23 protein-coding genes are annotated in these 26,886 nt (G+C 37.5%); 17 read left to right on the top strand and 6 right to left on the bottom strand.

The annotated features are described in order from the left end of the window. Positions 1-262 precede the first annotated feature (262 nt). Positions 263-463 carry a cold-shock protein CspD gene (gene cspD / locus ACUXEY_RS24905; RefSeq protein ID WP_001193054.1) on the top strand — a complete coding sequence of 67 codons (201 nt, stop codon included), beginning with the start codon at positions 263-265 and terminating at the stop codon, positions 461-463. Positions 464-508: 45 nt separating this feature from the next. Here the strand turns inward: cspD and ACUXEY_RS24910 are convergent, their stop codons facing one another. Both ACUXEY_RS24910 and ACUXEY_RS24915 read right to left on the bottom strand, forming a co-directional pair. Next, on the bottom strand, positions 509-1,240 hold the full coding sequence (locus tag ACUXEY_RS24910; RefSeq protein ID WP_461301818.1) for a yteA family sporulation protein: 732 nt from the start codon (positions 1,238-1,240) through the stop codon (positions 509-511). Positions 1,241-1,349: 109 nt separating this feature from the next. Continuing rightward, the gene (locus ACUXEY_RS24915; RefSeq protein ID WP_000425740.1) at positions 1,350-2,303 is read right to left on the bottom strand and encodes a 1,4-dihydroxy-2-naphthoate polyprenyltransferase; all 954 of its coding nucleotides are present in this window, start codon (positions 2,301-2,303) and stop codon (positions 1,350-1,352) included. Positions 2,304-2,497: 194 nt separating this feature from the next. Between ACUXEY_RS24915 and ACUXEY_RS24920 the strand changes: the two genes are divergently transcribed. The 16 genes from ACUXEY_RS24920 (at position 2,498) to ACUXEY_RS24995 (ending at position 20,021) form a co-directional block, all read left to right on the top strand. Beyond that, the gene (locus tag ACUXEY_RS24920; RefSeq protein WP_166703482.1) at positions 2,498-3,892 is read left to right on the top strand and encodes an isochorismate synthase; all 1,395 of its coding nucleotides are present in this window, start codon (positions 2,498-2,500) and stop codon (positions 3,890-3,892) included. After that, the gene (gene menD, locus ACUXEY_RS24925) at positions 3,889-5,643 is read left to right on the top strand and encodes a 2-succinyl-5-enolpyruvyl-6-hydroxy-3-cyclohexene-1-carboxylic-acid synthase (protein WP_166703481.1); all 1,755 of its coding nucleotides are present in this window, start codon (positions 3,889-3,891) and stop codon (positions 5,641-5,643) included. The genes ACUXEY_RS24920 and menD overlap by 4 nt, the downstream gene beginning before the upstream one ends. After that, positions 5,640-6,452 (top strand): 2-succinyl-6-hydroxy-2,4-cyclohexadiene-1-carboxylate synthase, encoded by an 813-nt coding sequence (menH, locus tag ACUXEY_RS24930; protein ID WP_461301819.1) that lies wholly within the window; start codon positions 5,640-5,642, stop codon positions 6,450-6,452. The genes menD and menH overlap by 4 nt, the downstream gene beginning before the upstream one ends. Positions 6,453-6,520: 68 nt before the next feature. Then, positions 6,521-7,339 carry a 1,4-dihydroxy-2-naphthoyl-CoA synthase gene (gene menB / locus ACUXEY_RS24935; protein WP_461301820.1) on the top strand — a complete coding sequence of 273 codons (819 nt, stop codon included), beginning with the start codon at positions 6,521-6,523 and terminating at the stop codon, positions 7,337-7,339. 371 nt (positions 7,340-7,710) lie between these two features. Continuing rightward, positions 7,711-9,156: an o-succinylbenzoate--CoA ligase gene (locus ACUXEY_RS24940; RefSeq protein ID WP_461301821.1), complete on the top strand. Its 1,446-nt coding sequence runs from the start codon at positions 7,711-7,713 to the stop codon at positions 9,154-9,156. Then, entirely contained in the window at positions 9,157-10,263 is a 1,107-nt protein-coding gene (menC, locus tag ACUXEY_RS24945; protein ID WP_461301822.1) for an o-succinylbenzoate synthase, read from the top strand. Between the two features lie 268 nt (positions 10,264-10,531). Continuing rightward, complete coding sequence (locus ACUXEY_RS24950) at positions 10,532-11,230, top strand: response regulator transcription factor (protein WP_461301823.1); 699 nt, start codon at positions 10,532-10,534, stop codon at positions 11,228-11,230. Then, positions 11,223-12,329 carry a HAMP domain-containing sensor histidine kinase gene (locus tag ACUXEY_RS24955; RefSeq protein WP_078420332.1) on the top strand — a complete coding sequence of 369 codons (1,107 nt, stop codon included), beginning with the start codon at positions 11,223-11,225 and terminating at the stop codon, positions 12,327-12,329. Before ACUXEY_RS24950 ends, ACUXEY_RS24955 begins: the two co-directional genes overlap by 8 nt. A gap of 82 nt (positions 12,330-12,411) precedes the next feature. After that, positions 12,412-13,272, top strand: coding sequence for a M15 family metallopeptidase (locus ACUXEY_RS24960; protein WP_144612105.1), 861 nt, complete (start codon positions 12,412-12,414; stop codon positions 13,270-13,272). A gap of 275 nt (positions 13,273-13,547) precedes the next feature. Beyond that, entirely contained in the window at positions 13,548-14,648 is a 1,101-nt protein-coding gene (locus tag ACUXEY_RS24965; RefSeq protein ID WP_461301824.1) for an amidohydrolase/deacetylase family metallohydrolase, read from the top strand. After that, positions 14,626-15,729 (top strand): DgaE family pyridoxal phosphate-dependent ammonia lyase, encoded by a 1,104-nt coding sequence (locus ACUXEY_RS24970; protein ID WP_000510103.1) that lies wholly within the window; start codon positions 14,626-14,628, stop codon positions 15,727-15,729. The genes ACUXEY_RS24965 and ACUXEY_RS24970 overlap by 23 nt, the downstream gene beginning before the upstream one ends. Before the next feature lies 1 nt (position 15,730). Then, the gene (dagF, locus tag ACUXEY_RS24975) at positions 15,731-16,486 is read left to right on the top strand and encodes a 2-dehydro-3-deoxy-phosphogluconate aldolase (protein ID WP_461301825.1); all 756 of its coding nucleotides are present in this window, start codon (positions 15,731-15,733) and stop codon (positions 16,484-16,486) included. Beyond that, a complete protein-coding gene (locus ACUXEY_RS24980) occupies positions 16,479-17,495 on the top strand; it encodes a sugar kinase (protein ID WP_376907395.1) in 1,017 nt (338 codons plus the stop codon). Before dagF ends, ACUXEY_RS24980 begins: the two co-directional genes overlap by 8 nt. After that, entirely contained in the window at positions 17,495-18,220 is a 726-nt protein-coding gene (locus ACUXEY_RS24985; RefSeq protein ID WP_461301826.1) for a GntR family transcriptional regulator, read from the top strand. Before ACUXEY_RS24980 ends, ACUXEY_RS24985 begins: the two co-directional genes overlap by 1 nt. Before the next feature lie 113 nt (positions 18,221-18,333). Next, on the top strand, positions 18,334-19,659 hold the full coding sequence (gntP, locus tag ACUXEY_RS24990) for a gluconate permease GntP (protein ID WP_144612110.1): 1,326 nt from the start codon (positions 18,334-18,336) through the stop codon (positions 19,657-19,659). 170 nt (positions 19,660-19,829) lie between these two features. Then, positions 19,830-20,021 carry a YjcZ family sporulation protein gene (locus tag ACUXEY_RS24995; RefSeq protein WP_001290406.1) on the top strand — a complete coding sequence of 64 codons (192 nt, stop codon included), beginning with the start codon at positions 19,830-19,832 and terminating at the stop codon, positions 20,019-20,021. 53 nt (positions 20,022-20,074) lie between these two features. On the opposite strand, the gene ACUXEY_RS25000 is transcribed toward ACUXEY_RS24995, so the two are convergent. The 4 genes from ACUXEY_RS25000 to ACUXEY_RS25015 form a co-directional block, all read right to left on the bottom strand. Further along, on the bottom strand, positions 20,075-22,048 hold the full coding sequence (locus ACUXEY_RS25000; protein WP_461301827.1) for an FtsX-like permease family protein: 1,974 nt from the start codon (positions 22,046-22,048) through the stop codon (positions 20,075-20,077). Further along, on the bottom strand, positions 22,045-22,797 hold the full coding sequence (locus tag ACUXEY_RS25005; RefSeq protein WP_000393250.1) for an ABC transporter ATP-binding protein: 753 nt from the start codon (positions 22,795-22,797) through the stop codon (positions 22,045-22,047). The genes ACUXEY_RS25000 and ACUXEY_RS25005 overlap by 4 nt, the downstream gene beginning before the upstream one ends. A 20-nt stretch (positions 22,798-22,817) precedes the next feature. After that, positions 22,818-24,773, bottom strand: a complete 1,956-nt coding sequence (locus tag ACUXEY_RS25010; RefSeq protein WP_461301828.1) for an FtsX-like permease family protein — start codon at positions 24,771-24,773, stop codon at positions 22,818-22,820. Positions 24,774-24,840: 67 nt separating this feature from the next. Continuing rightward, positions 24,841-26,820 (bottom strand): FtsX-like permease family protein, encoded by a 1,980-nt coding sequence (locus ACUXEY_RS25015; protein ID WP_461301829.1) that lies wholly within the window; start codon positions 26,818-26,820, stop codon positions 24,841-24,843. Positions 26,821-26,886 lie beyond the last annotated feature (66 nt).

Below are 26,886 nucleotides of genomic sequence, written 5' to 3' on the forward strand. Positions count from 1 at the left end.
CTGTCTGCAAATGGCGGGATAAAATATGAATATGGAAATTCAACATTATATTAAAATTATAAAAAAATGGTGGAATGAAAGTGTTCTCATTTGACGTTTTGGATATAGCGTGATATAGTGAAATCACTATTGAGCTACATAATGTGGTACGGAAATAAAGCACGTTGAATTAAAGGCTGTAAGCTTGTTATACATTCATGTCCTTTATATCCACCTTTTCATGTGGATTCATAGTTTCATTTTTATTTAGGAGGTACATGACATGCAAACAGGTAAAGTTAAATGGTTTAACAGCGAAAAAGGTTTCGGTTTCATCGAAGTTGAAGGTGGAGACGATGTATTCGTTCACTTCTCAGCTATCCAAGGTGACGGATTCAAAACTTTAGAAGAAGGTCAAGAAGTTTCTTTCGAAATCGTTGAAGGTAACCGTGGACCACAAGCTGCTAACGTTACAAAAAACTAATTAGCTAGCGATAAAAAGCATTCCGATTTTCGGAATGCTTTTTTTTTATTCTTTGGAACTCGACTCATTTGAAGATAGTTCGCCCTTAAACGTACGCTCTTCAAAGTCATCAAGCATTTGTTCATATTCTTCATGCTCTTCCGTAGCGAAAACTTGCGGATTTTTTCCATACATATCCGTACCGATAAAGTTTTCAAAATCCTCTACGTATCCAACATTTTCCTCACTATTTACGTACATGCCATTATAGTTTTTCGAATCTCGTCTTTCTAAATCTGCTGGTGTTTCGGATGTTCCGTAATTGGCAACATCTTGCCATGAATCCTCAGCATCGTACCCTACAGAATGATCTTCATCACGTTTGTGAAATGAAGGAGATAACACTTCTTCTTCGACTGGTCGTGTATTCATATTTAATTTATTTGTCGTGTGCTGGATGCATGTTGTAGCAGTCGGCATTGCTTCTAATCTTTCAAACGGAATTTCTTCACCAGACACTTCGCAAATGCCGTACGTACCCGCTTCTATTTTTTGCAGGGCATGTTTCGTATCCTCAAGCTGTTTATGCCAAAGTTCAATAAGTCCGAAGTCTTTTTCGCGTTCATATAGCTCTGTTGCCATATCAGCCGGATGGTTATCATAGCTAGATAATTCTCCAACAGACTCGCGTTCAGATGCACGATCTTCATTTTCATGTGTTTGTATCGTTTGTTCTAGCTCTTGCTTTTGCTTTTCTAAAACGGATTTAAATTGATTTATTTGTTGTGGAGTTAACATAGTCGTCCACCTTCCTACAATTCAGTTTCTTTACATAGTATGAGCGTTGCGAGTAGGAATTATGAGCTGAAATTGGTATATGAAAAAGGAGCCGCGTTAGCAGCTCCTTTTAAAGGAAATATCCAAGTAATAATCCGATTCCCATTAAGAGACCGAAGATTGTATTTGTTTTTGCTGTTGCAATCATTGCAGGTACCATTTCCATTGGAATGCTTTTGCCGATAAAGCCTTTCGTCGCTTTAAATGCTTTCGGTGCACTTAAAAATACGATAAGCATCCATGGTGATACGATGCCCACGATAATTAAAGCAATTGTCCAAATGTAGGAAACGATGAACATAGAAGCAAGTACACCAACCGCTCTTTCACGTCCAACGAGAATGGCTAACGTTTTACGGCCATTTTCTTTATCGCCATCTAAGTCACGAATGTTATTAGCAAGTAAAATGGCACCAATTAAAATGGAGCTTGGAATAGATAATAAAATGACTTCTGATGTTACAGTTCCAGTTTGAATAAAGAATGAAATCCCAATAATGATAACACCCATAAATAATCCGGCTGTTAGCTCTCCAAATGGTGTATAGGCAATGGGAAGTGGGCCACCCGTATAAAGGTAAGCAACGGCCATACAAACAAGACCGATTGCAGCAAGCCACCAGCTAGAATTCATACAAATATAAACACCTAATAGTATTGCGATGCCGAAAAATCCAAATGCTAAGTTAAGCACTGTTTTTGGCTGAATGCCATCGCGAACGATAGCGCCGCCGATACCAACTGAACCTTCGTGATCAAGTCCTCTTTTATAATCAAAGTATTCATTAAACATGTTTGTTGCTGCCTGAATGAGAAGACAAGCAAGAAGCATTATAAGGAAAAGAGGGAGATGTATTTGATTTATACCTCCGACCTGCATTGCATAGGCTGTTCCGATGAAAACAGGAACGAAAGCTGCTGTTAATGTATGGGGACGTAGTAAACTCCACCAAATGCGCCAGCCTGTTTGCTTGCTTGGCTTTGGCGCCGTAGGAGAGGAATTCGTTTCGACGTTCATTTCCATGTTGAATCCTCCTTTGGTCACATATTGTACACAACTAAGTGTAGAAAAAGCATCATTTAGTGTCAACGTTTATTTTCTAGGAAGAGAAGGTGAATTTCTCAGAAATGCTAAACGTTGACAGGCCTTTCGTTTGAGGTGTATCTTAAAATCAAGCGTAATTATGACTATTTTTCGCCCATAGGGGGGAGACAATTGTGATTCAAACGAAACAAAAAGGCTTGCAAGAAGTTCTGAGTGCAGCCATTAAGCATGCAACTGATGAAAAAATATTGGTTAGTTTTGTAAAACAAATAGACTGGATGGATCCCCTTCTGTTTTATGCAGCAGGAAAAAGGATTGCATTCGAAAATAGATGTTATTTTGCAGACCCAGCTCAGCATGTAATATTTGCTGGAATTGGCTCTGTTTTCACTATAGCAACTGCTTCTCACAAACGCTTTCAAACTGCCCGTGATGAGTGGGATAAAGTAAAAGAGAAAGCATTTGTACAAAGAGAGAGATACGAGTTTGGAACAGGTCCTCTTTTATTTGGTGGGTTTTCATTTGACCAAGAAAAAGAGAAAACGGATTTATGGAAAGAATTTGAGGATACGACATTTTCACTACCAGCATTTTTATTAACTGTAAAAAATGAAAAAGCATGGTTAACAATGAATACATTCGTTTCAGCAACAGATTGTGCAGAAACTCTTTATAATGAAATTGTTTCTTTAGAAGAGAAAATTTTTGTGGAGAGCAAATGTGCATTAGAAGGATCGAAATTAACTGTTACTTCTAAAGTAGAAGTGGATCCGAAAGGCTGGATGAAGGCCATTGAGAAAGTGCAAGATGAAATGAAGCAGGGGAACGTACAGAAGGTTGTATTAGCGAGGGAGTTAAAAGTAGAGATGAATCATCATATTGATTCTGCTCTTGTTTTAGAAGCACTTCGCATTGGGCAACCGGATTGTTACGTATTTTCTTTTGATTATAAAGGAGCATGCTTCTTAGGAGCGACGCCAGAGAGATTAATTCGCAAAGAAGATGAGAAGTTTACTTCGATGTGTCTTGCTGGTTCAACTGGTCATGGTCAATCTATAGAAGAAAGTAAACGAAATAGTAATGCGCTTCTTCATGATGAAAAGAATTTAGCTGAACACGGTTATGTTGTGAACATGATTAGATCGGTATTAAATGAGCACTGCGAATCTGTTAATATTCCGGAAAGTCCGGGCTTATTAACAACGAAAAACTTAATTCATTTATATACGCCTGTAGAAGCAAAAGGCGATGCGAGTCTTTTAACAATGGTAGAAGAATTACATCCAACACCAGCTCTTGGCGGGACGCCTCGTTTGGAAGCGATGAAACTGATTCGTGATGTTGAATTGTTAGACAGAGGATTATATGGTGCACCAATTGGCTGGATAGATGATGAAGGAAATGGTGAATTTGCGGTTGCACTTCGCTGCGGATTATTAAATGGCGAGAAAGCATCCTTATTTGCCGGTTGCGGGATTGTAATTGATTCAGTACCGCAACTTGAATATGAAGAAACAAGTTTGAAGTTTAGACCGATGCTTGGTGCTTTGGAGGAATTAATGAAATGAATAATCATATAGAAGCATTATCATATTATTTAGGCGCGTTCGTGGATGAACTGACGCGTCTAAATGTATGTGATGTTGTTATTAGTCCAGGCTCACGGTCAACGCCGATTGCTTTACTAATGGAACAACATGAAGGAATGAACACATATTTACATGTAGATGAAAGATCTGCAGGATTTTTTGCGCTCGGTATCGCAAAGGCGAAAAAACGTCCAGTTGCATTATTATGTACGTCAGGAACGGCTGCAGCGAACTATTATCCAGCTGTATGTGAAGCTTTTCATTCACGAGTGCCGCTTATCGTCTTAACGGCAGATAGACCGCATGAATTAAGAGACGTCGGTGCACCACAAGCGATGAATCAAATTAATTTATACGGTACATTTGTGAAGCAATTTACAGAGATGGCACTTCCAGAAGCGAGTGAAGCAATGTATCATTACGCTCGCATGACGACGCAGCGCACGATAGCAAGCGCACTTTTAGCGCCGCAAGGACCTGTTCATCTTAATTTTCCAGTTCGTGAACCGCTTATCCCAGACTTTTCGTTAGAAAGTTTATGGGATAAAGGACGCGGGGAATATACAGGAGTAGTTCAGCAAGGGAACGTGACGATGCCGAGTGAATATGTAGATTCTCTTGTAGGGCGCCTTTCACATATGGAAAAGGGGCTTATTATTTGTGGAGATGATAGTCATTCAGAAATCGCAGCGTTTGCAACGCAACTAGCTGAAAAAACGGGATATCCAATATTAGCGGACCCACTTTCTAACATCCGTAGCGGACACCACGATAAAACGATGGTGATCGATTGTTACGATACATTTTTACGAAACGAACTGTTAAAGGAAACGTGGAAACCAGAGGTTATGATTCGCTTTGGTGGTATGCCTGTTTCAAAAGCATTAACGCAGTTCATCAAAAAACAAACGAAAGCTGTTCATATCGTTGTTGACGAATCTGGACAATGGAGAGATCCAGCTCTCGTTGCGACAGAAGTTGTACAGGCAAGTGATATTGCATTTTGCAGGGCACTAATAGAAAAAATGCCAGTTATGAAAAAGAATGATTGGTTCGGAATGTGGCAACATATAAACGAAAAAACGAAGGAAACGCTTCGTGAAATGGAAACATATGATACTGCATTTGAAGGGAAAGTTATTACGGATATTGTCCGTGTATTACCAGAAGGGGCAACGTTATTTGCGAGTAATAGTATGCCAATTCGTGATACAGATTCATTCTTCTTCACATCGGATAAAAATATTCAAGTGATGGCAAACCGCGGTGTAAATGGGATTGATGGAATCATTTCGACAGCTTTAGGAGCGAGCATGATTTGCGATCCGCTCGTACTAGTGATCGGTGATTTATCATTCTATCACGATTTAAACGGATTATTAGCAGCAAAATTACACGAATTAAATATAACGATTGTTGTTGTAAATAATGATGGTGGCGGTATTTTCTCATTCTTACCACAATATGAGAAAAAGGAACACTTCGAATCTTTATTTGGAACACCGATTGGGCTTGATTATGAACATGTTGTCAAAATGTATGGCGGTTCATTTAGTCGTGTAAATGGTTGGGAGCAATTCCGAGAAGAGGTACAAAAAGGAACAAGGGCGGAAGGTTTACACGTTGTAGAAATTTGTACGAACCGTGATGAAAACTTAACGTTGCATCGTAAATTATGGGCAAAAACACAGGATGTAATTACTACATCGTTGCAAGGTGAATCAAAATGAACGTAACACTGCAAGGTGTATCGTATGAATATGAAGTAGTCGGAAGCGGGGAACCACTTCTACTTCTTCATGGTTTTACGGGAAGCATGGAAACGTGGCGTTCTTTCGTTCCTTCTTGGAGCGAGCAATTTCAAGTCATTTTAGTAGACATTGTTGGGCACGGGAAAACGGAAAGTCCTGAAGATGTGACGCATTATGATATTCGAAATGTAGCATTGCAAATGAAAGAACTACTAGATTATCTTCATATTGAAAAAGCGCACATACTCGGCTATTCAATGGGCGGTAGACTGGCAATTACGATGGCATGTCTATATCCAGAATATGTACATTCTCTTTTGTTAGAAAATTGTACAGCTGGGCTTGAAAGTGAAGGGGCTAAAAAACAACGCTGTGAAAAAGATGAGCAACTTGCCGATAAAATTGAGCGAGAAGGCATCGGAAATTTTGTATCAATGTGGGAAAATATTCCGCTATTTGAAACGCAAAAAAGTTTAGCAAAAAACGTACAAGAAGCAGTGCGAAAAGAACGACTTGCTAACAATACAAAAGGACTTGCAAATAGTTTGCGCGGCATGGGAACTGGGGCTCAGCCTTCATGGTGGGACGAGCTACAAAACTTAAAAATGCCTGTTCTTTTAATGAACGGGGAGCACGATGAAAAGTTCTTTCGCATATTAAAAAACATCGAAAAATGCGTCTCTGACGCGAAATTTGTCAAAATTGATGGTGCTGGCCATGCAATTCATGTGGAACAACCGGAAAAGTTTGATACAATAGTAAAGGGATTTCTAAAAACTATGCAGTGATGCTTTTTCATCTAAGAAGGAAGCTACACTTATAGAGGAGATCAGAAATATACAAGGAGGTAGTTGTAATGGCTATTGAATGGGTAAAAGAAGGCAATTACAAAGATATTATTTATTCAACATACAATGGTATCGCAAAAATTTCGATTAACCGCCCTGAAGTACATAACGCATTCCGTCCTAAAACGGTAATGGAGTTAATCAACGCTTTTGCACACGCTCGTGATGATGCAAATGTTGGCGTTATCATTTTAACAGGTGAAGGTGGACGTGCATTCTGTTCTGGCGGCGACCAAAAAGTTCGCGGTCATGGTGGATATGTAGGTGACGACCAAATCCCTCGTTTAAACGTATTAGACTTACAACGTCTAATTCGCGCAATTCCTAAACCAGTTATCGCAATGGTAGCAGGTTATGCAATCGGTGGTGGACACGTACTTCATATCGTATGTGACTTAACAATCGCTGCAGACAACGCTGTATTCGGACAAACAGGTCCTAAAGTAGGAAGCTTTGACGGTGGATACGGAGCTGGTTACTTAGCTCGTATGGTAGGCCACAAGAAAGCTCGCGAAATTTGGTACCTATGCCGTCAATATAACGCACAAGAAGCGCTTGATATGGGCTTAGTAAATACAGTAGTACCATTAGAACAACTTGAAGCAGAAACAGTACAATGGGCACAAGAAATCTTAGCAAACAGCCCAATGGCACTTCGTTTCCTAAAAGCTGCATTCAACGCAGACACAGACGGTCTAGCTGGTATTCAACAATTAGCTGGAGATGCAACGTTATTGTACTACACAACTGACGAAGCAAAAGAAGGTCGTGACGCGTTCAAAGAAAAACGCAGTCCGGACTTCGGTCAATTCCCTCGTTTCCCTTGATCAAAAGCGAAAGTAGCTCGTTCAGAATGTGAGGGGGATGGAGCTTCTGACGTAGAGGCGCTTTTTGCCTCGTAGGAAGAAGTGAAGCCACCGAACATTCTAGCTACTGTAGCTGGATGTTTTAAAAGCGGAGCCGACTGTTTAGCCTCGTAGGCTAAGGTTCTTTCGCACAGAAAGTGTACTTTACTTTCTCGTGCGGAAGGTTCTTAGACGGAAGGGGCTAGGAGGCGCAGCTGGATGAAACCAAAAGCGGAAGCGAAGCCGCCGAACATTCTAGCTGCTGTAGCTAAATGAGATCAAACCGGAAACAAAACAACTAAGAGACTTGATGTCATATCAAGTCTCTTTCTTTCATGAAAGGAGAATGTATGATGAAAACTATGCCAAATTGGTTAAAGCAACGTGCATTTTTAACACCAGACCGCACTGCAATTGAAATAGAGGAAGAGAAAGTTACTTTCGTGCAGCTGCATGAAAAAGTAGTATCTGTTTGTGAACACCTCACGCATGTAGGAGTGAAGCATGGGCAAAAGGTGGCTGTTCTGATGAAAAATGGTATGGAGATGATTACAGTTATTCACGCCCTATCTTACGTAGGTGCAGTAGCTGTACTTTTAAATACGCGTCTTTCAAGAGAAGAGCTACTTTGGCAAATGGATGATGCTGAAGTTATTTGTTTAGTGACGGATCAAGATTTTGATGCTAAAGCTGTTCCCGTCTATTCATTCGCTGAAGTGATGAATGGACCAAAGGCGGAAGCATCTATACAAGAAGAATTCTCTTTAGAAGAAGCGATGACAATTATTTATACGTCTGGGACGACAGGGAAACCGAAAGGCGTTATTTTAACGTACGGCAATCACTGGGCAAGCGCGGTTGGTTCTTCGCTTAATTTAGGTCTTCGTGATGATGATTGCTGGTTAGCTTGTATGCCGATGTTCCACGTTGGCGGTCTTTCCCTTTTAATGAAAAACATTATGTACGGAATGCGCATTTTACTCGTTCCGAAATATGATGCAGATTTTATTCATACTGCACTTCAAACGAGAGGCGTTACGATTATTTCTGTCGTATCAAAAATGTTAACTGATTTATTAAAAAGACTTGGAGAAGGGACATATCCATCTTCTTTACGATGCATGTTACTTGGCGGAGGACCAGCCCCGAAACCGTTACTTGAAACGTGTGTAGATAAAGGAATTCCTGTGTATCAAACGTACGGTATGACAGAAACGTCGTCCCAAATTTGTACGTTATCTGCAGATTACATGTTAACGAAAGTAGGGTCAGCTGGAAAACCACTATTTCAGTGCCAACTTCGTATTGAAAAAGATGGCGTAGTAGTGCCGCCGTTAGTAGAAGGCGAGATCGTAGTAAAAGGACCGAACGTAACAGGTGGTTATTTTAACCGTGAAGATGCGACGCGCGAAACAATTCAAAACGGATGGCTTCATACTGGTGACCTCGGTTATTTAGATGAAGAAGGATTTTTATACGTATTAGATCGACGCAGTGATTTAATTATTTCTGGTGGAGAGAATATATACCCGGCCCAAATTGAAGAAGTGTTACTTTCTCATCCGATGGTAGCGGAAGCTGGTGTTGTCGGTATGACTGACGATAAATGGGGACAAGTTCCCGCTGCTTTTGTTGTAAAAAGCGGAGAGGTAACAGAAGAAGAAATTCTTCATTTTTGCGAGGAGAAATTAGCGAAATATAAGGTGCCGAAGAAAGCATGTTTCTTAGAGGAATTACCAAGAAACGCCTCGAAAAAATTGTTAAGACGAGAGTTAAGACAATTAGTGGAGGAGATGTAGGTGGAGATAAAAAAAGCGACACTTTATATAACGGAAATGCCACTTGTAATCCCGTTTGCTGCAAGCTACGGAACGTATGAAACGCGTGAGAGTATCGTCATTGAATTAGAAGATACGGACGGATACATTGGATTTGGTGAAGTCGTTGCTTTTTCTGAACCATGGTACACGGAAGAAACAGTGAAGACAGCGCTGCATGTACTGCGAGACTTTTTATTACCTGATTTATTAAAGGCTGAAATTTCTCATCCGAATGAAATACCGAGTTTGTTTCAGCATATAAAAAGAAACCGAATGGCAAAGGCCGGAATTGAAGGGGCTGTTTGGGATTTATATGCGAAGCGTCAAAAGAAATCGTTAGCGACATTGCTTGGCGGAACTAGGACTGAAATTGAAGTCGGTGTTGTAATTGGGATCAATACGATTCCGGTTATGTTAAAACAAATTGAGAAGTACGCAGAAGAAGGATACGAGCGTTTTAAAGTGAAAATAAAACCGGGACATGATTACGAATTATTGAAAGAAATACGTAAAGAGTTTCCGCATATCCCGTTAATGGCTGATGCGAATTCAGCGTATACATTAGCGGATACGGAGAGTCTAAAACGACTAGATGAATTCCAATTAATGATGATTGAGCAACCGCTAGCAGATTACGATTTTCTTGATCATGCACAGTTACAAAAGAAAATTGAGACGCCGATTTGTTTAGACGAAAGCATCCATAGTTTAGAAGACGCGCGCGTTGCGATTACACTTGGCAGCTGCCAAATCGTTAATATTAAACCAGGGCGAGTAGGCGGATTAACAGAATCGGTTCAAATTCATAATTATTGTATGGAGCATAACATACCAGTTTGGTGCGGTGGTATGGTAGAGATGGGGATTTCACGAGCGCAAAATGTTGCGCTTGCCTCATTGCCGAACTTTACGATTCCAGGCGATATATCTGCTTCTAGTAGACATTGGGAGAAGGATATTATTTCGCCGACAGTGATGCTTGAGGGCGGGAAAGTGATTGTACCGCAAAGCGTTGATGCTGAGTATGAAGTTGACCGCGGAAGATTGGAAGAAATAACGAAGCGGCGGATTGTTTTTGAGCGATGAATTGAATCTTTAATCAGGATGTCCGCAAATAGCGAGAGGATTTTGTCTTTAATTGTCGGTAAGTCGATATAATTCAATAATCGCTGATATAATTCGAGTTACGGTTGATATAATTGGAAAATCGCCGATATAATTCAAGTTGTGTTCGATATAATTGGAAAATCGTCGATATAATTTCATTTACTAAGGCTACTCAAATGAGTAGCTTTTTCGTATTGTACAAATTGGATAGACTAGTTTACAATCGAGCGTATAAAGGGGGAGTAAAATGAAGCGCATTTCAATTTTAATAGCGGATGATGAGGCAGAAATTGCCGATTTAATTGAGATACATTTAGAAAAAGAAGGCTACCACGTTGTGAAAGCAGCTGATGGAGAAGAGGCAATTCATATTATTGAAACGCAGCCAATCGCTCTAGTGGTTTTAGATATTATGATGCCGAAAATAGATGGCTATGAAGTGACGCGCCAAATTCGTGCGAAACACCATATGCCAATCATTTTCTTAAGTGCGAAAACGTCTGATTTTGATAAGGTGACAGGTTTAGTATTAGGCGCAGATGATTATATGACGAAACCTTTTACGCCGATTGAATTAGTCGCACGTGTAAATGCACAATTACGCCGATTTCTTACATTAAATCAACCGAAAGTAGCGGAGAGCAAATCTGCTTTAGAGGTAGGCGGAGTTATTATTGATCCTGAACGAAGAACAGTGAACGTGTACGGAGAACAAATTGAGTTAACACCGAAAGAGTTCGATATTTTATATTTATTAGCGAGTCATCCGAAGAAAGTGTACAATGTGGAAAATATTTTTCAGCACGTATGGGCAGATGATTATTATGAAGGTGGAAATACAGTTATGGTACATATTCGTACGTTGAGGAAAAAACTTGGGGAAGATAAAAGAAAAGATAAGTTAATAAAAACAGTGTGGGGGGTAGGTTATACTTTCAATGGCTAAAAAGATGAAAAGTTTTCGCTCGAAGATGGTTATGCTATTTGCGTTAAGTATGGTATTAGCTGGTGGCGTAACATATATCATTTATGAAGGATTACGGATCTATTATAAATTAGTCGTTCGTTTTGAGGATCCATTAGCCCAAGTTCGGTCAATGGTAAGACAAATCGGGGATATTAATTTCTTTTTAATTATTTTCATTCCTCTGTCCATTATGTTTTTCTTCTTTCTTACTAGGCCTTATGTAAAATATTTTGATGAGATTTCAAACGGGATTCACCATTTGGCGAACGGGGATTTTACAAATGAAGTTCGCGTTTCATCAAATGATGAGTTTGGATATATTGCAAGCGAAATTAATGTAGCGAGTGAAAAGTTAAAGGAAGCAGTGGAACGGGGAGACTTTGCGGAAAGTAGTAAAGACCAGCTCATTGTTAACTTAGCTCACGATTTGAGAACGCCGTTAACGTCCGTTTTAGGTTATTTAGATTTAATTCTTAAAGATGAGAATTTGACGAAGGAACAAATTAAACACTTTTCCACAATTGCTTTTACGAAATCTGAAAGGCTGGAAAGTTTAATTGATGAATTATTTGAAATCACAAGAATGAATTATGGGATGCTGAAGCTGGAAAAAAGACCAATTGATATAGGTGAACTGCTTATTCAGTTAGACGAAGAATTATATCCGTTATTAGAAAAGAAGGAATTAGAAGCGAGATTGAATATGACGCCGCAATTACCTATTAACGGTGACGGGAAATTATTAGCGAGGGTATTTGAAAATCTTTTAACGAATGCGATTCGCTACGGGTATGATGGAAAGTTTGTTGATGTGAACGGATATATTGAAGGTGAAGAGGTAGTCGTACAAATTATTAATTACGGAGACAGCATTCCGGAAGAAGATTTACCGTATCTTTTTGATATGTTTTATACAGGTGATAAGGCAAGATCAGAGCAACAAGGTGGTACAGGCCTTGGGCTATTTATTGCGAAAAATATTGTTGAGCAGCATGACGGGACGATTTCTGCTGAAAGTAATGTGATTAGAACGATATTTGAGGTAAGGTTGCCAAAAGAAGAGAGCGAAGCAATTTAATAAAAATTTAAACTTTACCCCACTTTTTATTTTAATAGTTTTTTCTATTCTATACGTAAGTTACGTTAAGGAGGAACTAGAGATGAAAAAGTGGGTATTTATTTCTCTTTTTATACTATGTACAGTCTGCGTAGGCTTTTATATATCACCATTATTTCAAAAAGAGATCGATGTTAAAGTTGCAGAAAAAGATAATAAGGTAAGAGCTGCGAATACTGAAAATATAGAGATTACAAAAGAACAAGTTTATAAAGGGAATCTATTATTAGTTAATAAAGATTACCCCGTTAAAAAAAATAGTATTAGATCCGATATTATAAATGTAAATCATAATAGTGAATTAGTAAGAGGTTACGTCATATTTGATAGAAATCTTCGCTTATCAAAGGATGTTGTGAGCAAGTTTTTGAACGTTGTCGATGCAGCTGGAAAAGATGGCGTGCAGCATTTCTTAATGAATAGCGGATATCGAGATTTTAAAGAGCAAGAAAAGTTATATGAAAAAATGGGCTCTGACTATGCACTTCCAGCAGGATACAGTGAACATAATTTAGGATTATCACTGGACGTTGGATCTACGCAAAAGAAAATGGAGAAAGCGCCTGAAGGAAAGTGGATTGAAGAGAATGTATGGAAGCACGGCTTTGTTTTACGCTATCCGAAAAATAAAAGCGATATTACAGGCATTCAATATGAGCCGTGGCATATACGTTATGTCGGCTTACCTCATAGTGCGATTATGCAAAAAAAGAAAATTACACTAGAGGAATACTTAGACTTCTTAAAAGAGAAAAAAGAAATCACAACGGATGTGGAAGGTAAGAAATATACGGTTTCTTATTATAAAGTGTCCGGAAACATGAAAGTGAGTGTTCCGGTAAATAAGCAGTATGAAATTTCAGGGAATAATATGGATGGGGTTATTGTGACGGTTCAGGAATAGATAAAGAGGCTGTTCCCTTTTGGAGCAGCCTTTTCGTATATAAGAAAGGGATTGTTTTTTTTGTCAGTAAATCGATATGTCTTGTCGAATCGTTAATATAATTTCCTAAACTATCATTATTTTGAGGGGCATCTTTTATTTCACTTTTAAACATTATAACGTTATATTTACTTCTCCCTTTTTTTGTGTTACGCTAAACGTGTGAAAGAGATATAAAATGAAACTTTAATGTAAGCGTATTCTTATGGCTTCTTATAGAAAAGGGTGGAAATACAATGACAGAACGATTCGTACTACGTAATGTGAAACGTGTGAACGGGGAAGAGATTGACATTGTAATTGAAAATAATAAAATCGCACAGGTGACGAAAGCTGGTGCTGGTGAGGGTGGAAAGGTTCTTGATTACTCTGGTACTTACGTATCGAGTGGCTGGATTGATTTACACGTTCACGCTTTTCCAGAGTTTGATCCGTATGGCGATGAGGTAGATGAAATTGGTGTTAAGCAAGGGGTAACGACAATTGTTGATGCGGGTAGCTGCGGAGCTGATCGCATTGCAGATTTAGTAAAAAGTAGAGAGCAGGCAAAAACGAATTTATTTGCCTTTTTAAATATTTCTCGCATCGGTTTGAAACGAATTGATGAATTATCCAACATGGAATGGATAGATAAAGAGAAAGTAATAGAAGCAGTAGAAAAGTATAAAGATGTAATCGTTGGGTTAAAGGCGAGAATGAGTAAAAGTGTCGTTTGTGATAGTGGAATTGAACCGCTTCATGTTGCACGCTCTTTATCCCGTGAAACATCATTACCGATTATGGTACATATCGGTTCAGCCCCTCCTCGCATAGAGGAAGTTGTACCTCTTTTAGAAAAAGATGATGTGATTACACATTACTTAAACGGGAAAGAAAATAATTTATTTGATGAAGAAGGCAAACCGCTACCTGTATTACTAGATGCAGTGAAGCGAGGTGTTCATTTAGATGTTGGTCATGGTAATGCTAGTTTTTCTTTTAAAATAGCAGAAGCGGCGAAGCGTCACGATATTGCTTTTAATACAATTAGTACAGATATTTACCGAAAGAATCGTATACACGGTCCCGTGTATAGTATGGCTCACGTTCTTTCGAAATTCCTTTACTTAGGCTATCCGCTAGGAGAAGTAATTGATGCGGTGACGAAACATGCGGCAGAGTGGCTGAAAAAACCAGAGCTTGGCCGTATTCAAGAAGGCGATATTGCAAACTTAACTTTATTTACGGTGAAAGATGAACCGGTTACGTTAATTGATTCAGAAGGGGATCAGCGCATTGCTGAAAGAAGAATTGATACGAAAGGGGTTGTAATCAATGGGTCATTCATTGAATGCTAAGTACGGATTAAAAAGAGTGATTAATGCGAGCGGTAGAATGAGTATTTTAGGTGTATCCGCTCCTACAGATACAGTTATGGATGCGATGAAACATGGTGGACAAAATTATGTAGAAATTGCTGATTTAGTAGATAAAGCGGGAGACCATATTGCGAGAATTCTAGATTCAGAGGCAGCAGTCGTTGTAAATTCAGCATCGAGCGGAATTGCACTTTCTATCGCTGGTATCGTTACAGAAGGAAATCGCCGTAAAAGTGAAAGACTTCATCAAGAAGTAATCGCGAAAAACGAAGTGATCATGTTAAAAGGTCATAACGTTCAATACGGTGCTCCAGTTGAAACGATGATTTATTTAGGCGGAGGAAAGCTTGTAGAAGTTGGCTACGCAAATGAAGGGAAAGCAGAGCATATTGAAGATGCGATTGGTGAAAATACAGCAGCGATTCTTTATGTGAAATCCCATCATGCCGTGCAAAAAAATATGATTTCTGTTGAAGAAGCATGGGAAGTTGCGCAGCGAAATAACGTACCACTTATCGTCGATGCGGCAGCTGAAGAAGATATTCAAAAATATGTGAAGTATGCAGACCTTGCCATTTATAGCGGTTCAAAGGCAATTGAAGGACCTACTTCTGGTATTGTTGGCGGGAAACGAAAATATATTGAGTGGCTGAAGGTGCAATTACATTGCATCGGAAGAAGTATGAAAGTTGGGAAAGAAACAACTTTCGGTTTACTTCAAGCGCTTGATGAGTACGGAGTAAAAGAAGATAAAAGTGAACAAGAAAAAGAGTTATTACAAGTACTTATGCCACTAAAAGAATTAAACGGTGTAAATGTAACAATTGTTCAAGATGAAGCAGGAAGAGCGATCTTTAGAGCACGTATTCATATTAACGAAAAAGAGTTAAATAAATCGGCAAAAGACGTTGTGACAGCATTACGCGAAGGGGAAATTGCAATCTACACACGTGATTACGGAGTAAGACAAGGATTCTTTGATATTGATCCACGTCCACTTCAAGGTGATGATATACATGTGATTGAAGAAAAATTGAGAGAAATTGTAGGGGGAAACTAAAATGACAAACATTCAAAAACGTTTTTATAAAGGCCGCGTAGCATTAAATGTATTAGCGAACAATATCGAAAACGCGAAAGATATTTTTGAAGTAGCAGAAGGTTATGTAGTAGTGGGTGTTTTATCAAAGGATTATCCAACTGTAGAAGAAGCAGTTACAGCGATGAAAGCATACGGAAAAGAAATTGATGATGCTGTATCAATCGGACTAGGAGCAGGAGATAATCGCCAAGCAGCAGTTGTAGCTGAAATTGCGAAGCATTATCCTGGTAGCCATATTAATCAAGTGTTCCCTTCGGTTGGAGCGACACGTGCAAATCTTGGCGGAAAAGATAGCTGGATTAATAGTTTAGTATCGCCAACAGGAAAAGTAGGGTACGTAAATATTTCTACTGGTCCAATTAGTGCAGCTGGGGAAGAAAAAGCAATCGTTCCAATTAAAACAGCAATCGCACTTGTACGTGATATGGGTGGAAATTCATTGAAATACTTCCCAATGAAAGGTTTAGCTCATGAAGAAGAATATCGCGCAGTTGCGAAAGCTTGTGCGGAAGAAGGATTTGCATTAGAGCCAACAGGCGGAATTGATAAAGAAAACTTTGAAACAATTGTACGTATTGCGCTTGAAGCAAATGTAGAGCAAGTGATCCCGCACGTATACTCTTCTATTATTGATAAGGAAACCGGTAATACGAAAGTAGAAGATGTTCGTGAATTATTAGCAGTCGTGAAGAAGTTAGTTGATCAAAATGCGTAAGAAAATTGCAGCATTTGGCGAAGTAATGATGCGCCTGCAAGTACCAGGATATGAATTGTTATCGCAAGCTAACACATTAAATTACTCATTTTCTGGTACAGGTGTGAACGTGGCAGCAGCACTTTCTCATCTCGGGCATGAAGGGCTTCTTATTTCAACTTTACCGGAAAATTCGGTTGGGGATGCGGCATTATCTTACATTCAAAAGTTAGGTGTGCAAACCTCACTTGTTTCAAGAGGTGGTAAATATGTCGGCATGTACTTTTTGGAAAATGGATTTGGGGCACGTGCAAGCCGCGTTACATATTCGAATCGATTAGAAAGTAGTTTCAATACGGCATGTGCAGAAATGTATCAATTTGAAGAAATCGCAAAGGAAATTGATATCGTTCATTTTTGCGGCATTACACTTGCGATGAATGATACGGTGCGCCATCATATGAAATCTTTAGGGAAAGCAGTGAAAGAAAACGGAGGCACTGTCGTTTTTGATTGCAACTATCGTCCATCTCTTTGGGGAGAAGACGGATATGAGCAGGCGAAACCGCATTATGAAGAAATGCTGGCTCTTGCTGATATCGTTATGATGAACGAAAAAGATGCGATGTTTGTTCTTGGAATGAAAACAGAAAAGACAGAGCGAGAGGCGCAACTTGTTGATCTTATTCCAAAGGTTGCTGAAACATATCATATCGCTACAATTGCTGGTACACATCGCTCTATTAATAGCGATAATACACACTCGCTTCGCGGGTTTATATGTAAAGATGGTGCGTTCACTTTTGCAAAAACACTTACGTTTTCTGTATATGATAGAATAGGTGCTGGAGATGCTTATACGAGCGGGATTATTCATGGCGAGATAGAAGAGTTTGCACCAGAGAAAGCTGTTTCATTTGCGTCAGCAGCTGGAATGCTTGCACATACAATCGTCGGTGATACGCCAATGTCATCAGAGAAGGATATACTTCGTGCAATGACGGCATCAGTAGGTGATGTAGAAAGGTAGTGGGTGTAACGGTGAACGTAACGAGAAAAAAAGGACCATTATATTTACAAATAAAAAATATTATTCGTGATCGAATATTGCATGGTGTATATGCGATTCATACGAATATTCCTTCTGAACCGCAGTTAGAAGAAGAGTTCAAAGTGAGTAAAATTACAGTGCGTAATGCGATTAAAGAGCTCGCTCAAGAAGGGTATTTGGAAAAGAAAAGTGGTAAAGGAACGAAAGTCATCCGTAATACTTCTGCGACAAAATTGTCAAAAGGTAAGAAATTTACAGAAGTGTTAGTGGAAGAAGGATATAAAGTACAGAAGAAATTGCTAAAAGCAGAAATCGTTCATAATGAAGAAGGAACAGTGCCATTTCGATTATTCGGTAAAGAGAGTTTTCGCATTGAACGTTTATATACGTTAAATGATGCACCGTACATTCATTATACGCACTATTTCTCAGGACATATGGCAAGTACAGATTTATCGGATTTTGACTTACAATCGCTTTACGATTTAGTGGAAGACCGAGGTATACATTTAGAAAACTTCAGAGATGAATTCGCAGTTGGTGCCGCTCCTAGTTTCGTTGCAGAAGCGTTAGGCGAAAAAGAGGGGACAGCGCTATTAAAACGTATGCGCTATTCTTACGATGAAGTTGGCGAAGTAATTGAATATAGCGAAGGCTACTACAATACAGAAATGCAGCATTATGTAGTGAATTATGACGTATAAAAAAGAGGGTATTTGCCCTCTTTTTTATAAAGTGAAACTTTAATTGGATTCATCCCGCACCAATTAGGTGTTTACTGTCTGCAAATACGGGATAAAAGTAAGGGGAATGAGATATGGATATATACTTATTAATCGTCACGTTACTTGCAATCGCAATTGTCATTTTAGGGGTATCATGGTGGAAATGGCATGCATTTATTAGTTTAACAGTTGCTAGTTTATTTTTAGCCATTATGTCTGGACTGAATTTAACGAAAATAGTGACTGCCTATGAAACTGGTGTTGGTAGTGTACTAGGGCATTTAGTTGGTATTTTAGCTCTCGGAACAATTTTAGGAAAAATGATGTCCGATTCAGGGGCCGGCATGCAAGTGGCAGACTTCTTTATTCGATTTTTCGGTGTGAAGAAACTACCTTGGGCTATGTTATTTGCAGGATTTGTTATAGGGATTCCAGTATTTTTTGAAGTGGGGATCGTCATTTTATTACCACTTGTTATTTCCATTCGAAAAACGACGAAGCAAAATATATTATTAATTGCGTTACCTGTTATTGCTGGATTATCTATTGTTCACGGGCTCGTGCCACCACATCCAGGGGCGATGACAGCAATCGGTATTTATAACGCGAACTTAGGAAAGGTACTTTTATATTCATTAATTATCGCGTTACCAACAGCCATTATCGCAGGACCGGTATTTGCCAAGTGGGTACATAAGAGAGTTATACCTGAAAATGAACCAGAGCTCGTTCGAGTTACGACTGTATCAACTGATTTACCGAGTCGTAAAGTTTCATTCTTTATTATATTACTACCAGTCGTTTTAATGATTTTATCAGTAGTTGCACCATATATTTCATTACCGAAAAAGTTGACTGAATTTTTCGTGTTTATAGGGAGTCCGGTAATTGCTTTACTTATTTCATGTTTCGCAGCATTCTATTTACTTGGAATTAGACAAGGAATTAATAAAAAGGTCATTAAAAAATTAACGGATGAAAGTTTACTACCGGTCGGTTCCATTATTTTAATTATTGGTGCAGGCGGTGGATTTAAACAAATACTAATTGAAAGCGGCGTTGGAACGGCGATTGCACAAATGGCAGAACATATATCGTTGTCACCAATTGTGTTAGCTTTCATGGTAGCTGGATTAATTCGAATTGCAACAGGTTCAGCGACAGTAGCATTAACGACAGCAGCAGGGATTGTTTCACCAGTTATTCAGCACATGTCAGGTGTAAATTTAGAATTGCTCGTTATTGCAACGGGTGCAGGATCATTAATGTTTTCTCACGTAAATGATGCAGGGTTCTGGCTTGTAAAAGAGTATTTAGGATTGACGGTGAAGGAAACGTTTAAAACGTGGACGGTACTCGAGACATTGTTATCATTTATCGCATTTGGTTTTGCGCTTTTATTAAATATGTTTATTTAGAAGATACCTTAATTGGTATCTTTTTTTTTGATAAAGCCCATTTCTGAAAACAAGCCCGTTTTTAGATAAGCCAAGCTTCCTATTCGCCCTGAAAACATACTATAAATGGAATCCCCTCATTTAGAGCAAGGTGAACTTGTTATGAATGATACTAAAGGAGGAATAGAGTAATGAGCGAAAAGTGTGAACACAGACATGATGATTGTAACCGCAGAAATGGGTGCGGCGGCGGTTTTGCGCTTCTAATCGTATTGTTTATTTTATTAATCATCATCGGTGCTAGCTGCTTCGGCGGTGGCGGTTCTTGTGGTTATGGTGGTTACGGCGGTTACGCTGGCGGCTATGGTGGATATTGCTGCTAATTATTAAAAACTATTGAAAATAGCCTTGTGCATACTGCACAAGGTTATTTTATTCATACTTTAATATGCTGTGATAATTTATTAATGTACAGAGAACGGATTAAGAAGAAGAAAATGATCTCAATAATCCCGAATAAAGTGAGTACGATACATGTCTCTTTCAGTAATGAGAAAGAAAACATGCTTTGTAAAAACTTAATGGCGAATATTGTATGAATACCAGCGACAATATAAGGAACGAAAAATAATATTCCTAATTGAATCGTTGCAGAACGAAACATTTCTGATTCTGTTAAGCCAAGTTTTGTAATCGTAATATACTTTTGTCTTTCAGTTGTTAAGTCGTTATACATACGGAAATATAAAACACTAGCCGCTCCTATAAAGAAAATAAAGCCGAGAAACGCCCAAATAAAGAATTGAGCAATCGCATCTCTCTTACCGTAAATGAATTCATCAGTAGCTGTATATATGGTGAAAGGAACTTGCACGGTCTCTTCTCTATGTTTTTCGTAGAACGCACGTGCATCATCACCAATAACACGTAACATATTTTTTGTTGGAACGATTGCATTTTCCCAGTCTTTTACGAAGTAGTTATAGATTACGGCTGTTTCAATATGAGGAATCATATTATTAAATACATAATCTTGTACGACAGCTAAATGTGGGAATGCAAAGGATGGTTCTATTCCCTTATTAATAAACCCTTTAATATGAAATTCTTTTTTATTAGATCCAAGTGTAATTGTATTTTGTTTTACAAATGGATTAGATACGAGATTTAAAAGCTCTGGTGAGTGGCGAGAAATAATATAAACTTGTGTAGAATCAAGTGTTATTTTAGGTCTTTTCAATTGTTTAGCAATTGCGTTATAATCACTCATCTTCATAAGCATAATGTCTTCTTTTGAAGCTGTATCTTTTACTACTGTAAACTTATATTTTCTGTACTGAAAATTACTATTTGTAAGCTCAGTTTCAATTGTAGTAATATGCTTTTGTTCAAGGGAATTGTCACCTTCTGATGTATAAGTGAAGGGGACGGGATATCGTTCTAGTACCGATGCTGTTGTATTGTTATTAGCAGCGAATAAACCAATAATAATTGTAAATGCAAGTGCAGATAGCATAGAAACAATAAAGAGTACATTAATATTACTACGGGTACGAGAAACTAAATCTGAAATCCATAACATATTTATTTGTTTCAAATAAAACTTTCTTCGTTTCTTTAAAATATAGATGAAAAGAAGAAATGTTTGTGAAAAGAATAAATATGTCCCGACTACTACGAGTGGCAAAATAGATAATATAATAAAGAAGACAGATCCATTTTGGGCATTTTTTTCTGTTACATATCCTTGTGGATAACCGGCGATATAATAGCATAGCCCTAAACAAATTAAAGCGAATAAAGAAATGAGTATAGATGGTCTTTTTTCAGCTTTCATTTTTTTGTTACCTTTAATGAGCTTCGCTGTTTTACGAGTACGAATAAACATCGGTGTAAATGTAGAAACGATTAAAAATAAAATGATAAACGTTACGGTTGTAACGATAATCGCTTCGGTTGGCCAATATAAATAGAGGCCTTTCGCACCTGTTAATTTCGAAGTGACTAATAAGAAGAAGTTAGAAAATACAAGGCCACCTTGAATACCGATAAAGATAGACAGTATCCCGATCATCATGTTTTCAGTAAATAACAGTCTTTTTAATTGTCTTTGTGAGATACCAAGAATAGTGAGTATCCCGAATTGTTGCTTTCGTACATTTAAAAATGATCCAACTGAATATAAGAGAAAGAAGAACGAGAACAAAACAATAATAAACTGTGCAGTACTAGCCGAATTCATAAGAGGATCTCGTTCTTGAAAACCTTGTACACTTTGTAAACGTGGATGGAACGCATATACAGTAAATGAAAAGAAAACCATGATAGAAAATGCGCTGCTTACAAAATAAGCGAAATATGCTTTCGAATTACGCGAGACATTTTTAAATGCAAATTGCCAAAATGTCATCCACGTCTTCCTCCTAATAAAGCTAAAACATCTAATATTTCTTGATAAAACTTCTCGCGATATAGTCCGCGGTGAAGTTCATTGTAAAGCTCTCCATCTTTAATGAAAATGACGCGGTTACAATAACTTGCTGCGAACGGATCGTGCGTAACCATTAAAATTGTTGCATCTTCTTCTTTATTTAATTTCGTAAATAACTCCATTACATCGATTGCTGCTTTGGAATCTAAGTTTCCCGTTGGTTCATCGGCAAGTAGAAGTGAAGGATGATGAATAACAGCACGTGCTACTGCGGTACGCTGTGCTTGTCCTCCAGAAACTTCAAAAATACGTTTGTCCAAAATGTGATCAATTCCAAGCTTTTTTGAAATATTATCAAGCTTTTCATCCATTTCTTTTAATGGGACATTATCTAAAGTTAAAGGTAGTACGATATTTTCACCGATTGTTAGTGTATCTAGTAAGTTAAAGTTTTGGAAAACAAATCCTAACTCTTGGCGGCGGAAAATAGCTAACTTCTCTCTACGAAATGTGTGCGGCTTTTTTCCGTTAATCACAACATCACCAGAAGTAGGGGAATCAATTGTAGAGATAACGTTTAAAAATGTAGATTTACCGCTACCAGATGGCCCCATGATAGCAACAAATTCACCTTTATCTACATGTAAATTTATATTTTTCAAAGCAGTATGAGGGACTTTTCCTTCATACACTTTTGAGACGTTTTTTATGTGTAAAACTTCTTCCATAGTAATCACCTTTCTATCCTTTAAAACTTAATGTGTTGTGATAATTTTTGCATATAAAAGGAACGAATTAAAAGGAAAAATAAAATTTCAACTGTTCCAAAAATCATTAGTACGACTGTAATCTCAGCGAAGAACGAGAGATGTAATATTTCTTGTAGCATCTTTGTCGCAAACATCGTATGGATCGATGCCATAATGTATGGAACAAAGAACAGAATCGCAAGTTGAATTGTAGCAGATCGTTTCATTTCGGCTTCTGTTAAACCAATTTTTGTAATCGTTACATACTTTTCTTGCTCATTTGTTAAATCTGTATACATTCTGAAGTAAAGAACACTGCCAGCACCAATAAAGAAAATAACACCTAAGAAAGTACCAATTAAGAAGAACGAAGCGACGTTTAGTTTTGTTGTGTATAGAGAATCGCTCGCTTCACTTGCATGGAATGGTGGGTGCTCAGCCTTAATCGCTTCATTATCATTATCAATTTTTGTTATAAATTCCGAACCGATGTTATGTGCTTTTTCCCAATCGTTAACTTTAAAGTTATATACACTCATCTGTTTTGAAACCGATGATAATGCCTCTACATTTTCATCAGATAATACGAGTAATGTTGAGATTAAGCTGTTTGGGAAAGGATTATAATTTTTATATTCTTTTACTTGTAGCTGTAGGCTGTTTTGAGTAAGTGTAAGAATATCTTTCCTGTCTGTATCATAAATTGTGCCAATGAATTGATCATCTATGTCTTTCATAAGGATATAAGATTCATTATTTTTTACGTTGAGATGTTCCCAGTTTAACGCCTTAGCAAGTATATTGTAATCACTTTGTTTAATTGCATAATAGAGCTTTGGGTTCTCTTCTGCCGAAGATACTTCATATATATCCGTTTTAAGCTTTTTATAAGTAAAGTGCTCTTCATTAAATTTTTGTTCCAACCAATTTAAATGTTCATCAGCTAACGCATTTTCAGTATGTGATAAATACGTAAAAGGGAAAGGGTTTTGTCTTATTGCATCAAACTTTGTAAATTTCCCAAAACCGTATAAGAATGTAATCATAGTAAAAGCGAGTGTTGATAGCATCGCTACAATAAAGAGCATGTTAATGTTTGTCCGAATGCGCGCTGCTAAATCAGAAATCCAAAGCATATTCGTACGCTTCATATAAAATGTTCTTCGTATTTTTAATATACGAATGAGTAAAAAACTAATTTGTGAAAAGAAAAAATATGTTCCAGCTGCAACAAGTGAAGGAATAACAAATATGCTAGAGACGACATATAGGATTCCAATCATATCACCTAGGGACATAAAATATAACGGATTTGCCGCTAATACGTATCCAGTTATTAAACATGTCGCACCAAATAGAGAGATAAGCACGGATGCTTTTCTTTCTTTTTGTTTTGTTCCTTCTTTTAAAAGACGTACAGCCTTTCTCGTCCGAATGAGCATCGGTGTAAAAGATGAGACGAGGATGAAGAGTCCAAGAAAGATGATCATAGTTAAAATAATGGCACCTGTTGGCCAATATAAATATAAACCAGGAACATGCGTAATTTTGGCGGTAACTAATAAAAAGAACTGTGAAAAGACAAGGCCAAGTTGAATGCCGAAAAAGATGGAAAGAACACCAATTAGCATGTTTTCTAGAAATACGAGTCTTTTTAATTGCTTTTGAGATATGCCAAGTACTGTTAAAATTCCAAACTGCTTTTTTCGTACTTTTAAGAAAGTACCGATTGAATATAGTAAAAAGAAAAACGAAAAGAATACAATGACAACTTCTGAAATTGTCATTAATATGTTCAGAGCAACATTCACGTCTGTCATATGCAATTTAGGATGAAATAAATAAACTGCAAATGAGAAAAAAATTGCGATGGAAAACGCACTGCTTACAAAATAGGCGAAATAAGCTCTGGCGTTCCGGGTCACGTTTTTAAATGCAAACTGCCAAAATGTCATTCACCTAACCTCCTAGTAGGGGGAAGATGAAAAGCGTAGAAGAAATACTCTTTTCATCAAGCTTGTTTTAAATAATTTGTCCATTCGTATATTGTGATAACTTTTGCATATAAAGTGAACGAATGAATAAGAAAAATACAATTTCAACGACTCCAAAAATAATAAGAACGGCTGCAACTTCTTTGAACAAAGATAAACCAATTACATCTTGTAGCATTTTCGTTGCAAACATTGTATGAATGGATGCCATAATGTAAGGAACGAAAAATAAAATACTAAGCTGAATGGTCGCAGATCGTTTCATCTCTGTATCTGTCACACCAATCTTAGAAATTGTTATATACTTCTCTTGTTCATTCGTCAAATCTGTATACATTCTAAAGTAAAGAACGCTACCAGCTCCAATGAAGAAAATAACTCCTAAAAATGTTCCGATTAGGAAGAATGCGGCGCTACCAGATGTTATTTTGTATAATAATCCCGCTGATTCAAAGGCACGAATAAGGGGTCCTTCATAATGGGATTTATTGCGATCTTTTTGCACCTTTTCTATAAAATCATCCGCAATTTTATATGTCTGTTCCCAGTTTTGAACTTTGTAATTGTATGCTGATATATGTTTTATCGTGTTGGGTAAGTTATTCACGAGAATATCAGGCAAAACTATCGTTTGATATGAAAAGGCAGATGGAATTGCATTAACATGCTCATAGCCTTTTACTTTTAATTTCGTATTTGTACTAGAGAGTGTAATGTAATCTCTTTTGTAGCTTTGCTCAAATTCATTAAATATAGTGATATAAGAGGTCCCCGTTAACACGTATGCTTCGTTATCATCCATAAATAGTTGTTTCATTCGTAGAGAAGCAGCAAGTTTGTTATAGTCACTTTGCTTAATTGCGTATACGTCATTATAAATAGCTACACCTTTATCTTCTTCTAGTGGTGTTTCATATATATCAGTTTTGATTTTCTCATAAGGAAAATGCTCTTTTTGTAACTGGTGTTCAAGCCAATTTAAATGCTCAGTAACAAAAGGATTTGCATCATAAGAAAAATAAGAAATTGGGAAAGGAGAAGTTCTATTAACCTCTAGCTTAATAAACTTCCCAGATCCATATAGGAACGTAATCATTGTGAAAGCAATTGTAGAGAGCATCGCTACAATAAAAAGCATATTAATATTCGTTCGAATACGGTTTGCTAAATCAGAAATCCAAAGCATATTAACATGTTTCATATAAAACTTTCTTCTCGTTTTTAAAATGTAAATAAGTAAAAAACTAATTTGTGAAAAGAAAAAATATGTACCGATTGTAACAAGCGTTGGGATAACAAAAATACTTGAAACCATATATATAACACCTATTTGCGGGCTTACTGATACGAAATATTTAGGATTTCCAGCTAAAGCATAACCACCTAATAAACAAATCGCACCAAATAAAGAAATAAGTATGGACGGTTTTTTTTCTTTTTGTTTTCCGCCATTTGTTTTTAAAAGGCGTACCGCTTTTTTTGTACGGATAAGCATTGGTGTGAATGTAGATACAATGATAAAAAGACTAAGGAAAACGATGGTCGTTAAAATAAACGCGTTAATAGGCAAGTATAAATATATGCCTGGTACGTGCGTAATTTTTGCTGTGACTAATAAGAAAAATTGTGAAAATACAAGTCCAAACTGCATACCGAAAAAGATAGATAAAATACCGATTAACATATTTTCCATAAAAACGAGACGATGTAATTGCTTTCTCGATATTCCTAAAACGGTCAAAACTCCAAATTGTTTTTTTCTAACTTTTAAAAAAGTACCAATGGAATATAGTAAAAAGAAGAAAGAGAAAAATACAATTACAACTTCTGAAAATATCATTAATCCTGAAATTTCAGCGGTCATGCTAAAGTTTTGTAATTTCGGATGGAATAAGTAAACAGCAAACGAAAAGAAAACAGCAATGGAAAAGGAACTACTTACAAAGTAAGCAAAATAAGCTCTCGAGTTGCGAGTGACGTTTTTAAATGCAAATTGCCAAAATGTCATAGATTATACCTCCGGTTAGAAGATATAGAAGTAGTTTTATTGCAAAAAATGTATGAGAGTGAGTTC

The sequence above is a fragment of the Bacillus sp. F9_6S_D1_P_5 genome (assembly GCF_054823925.1).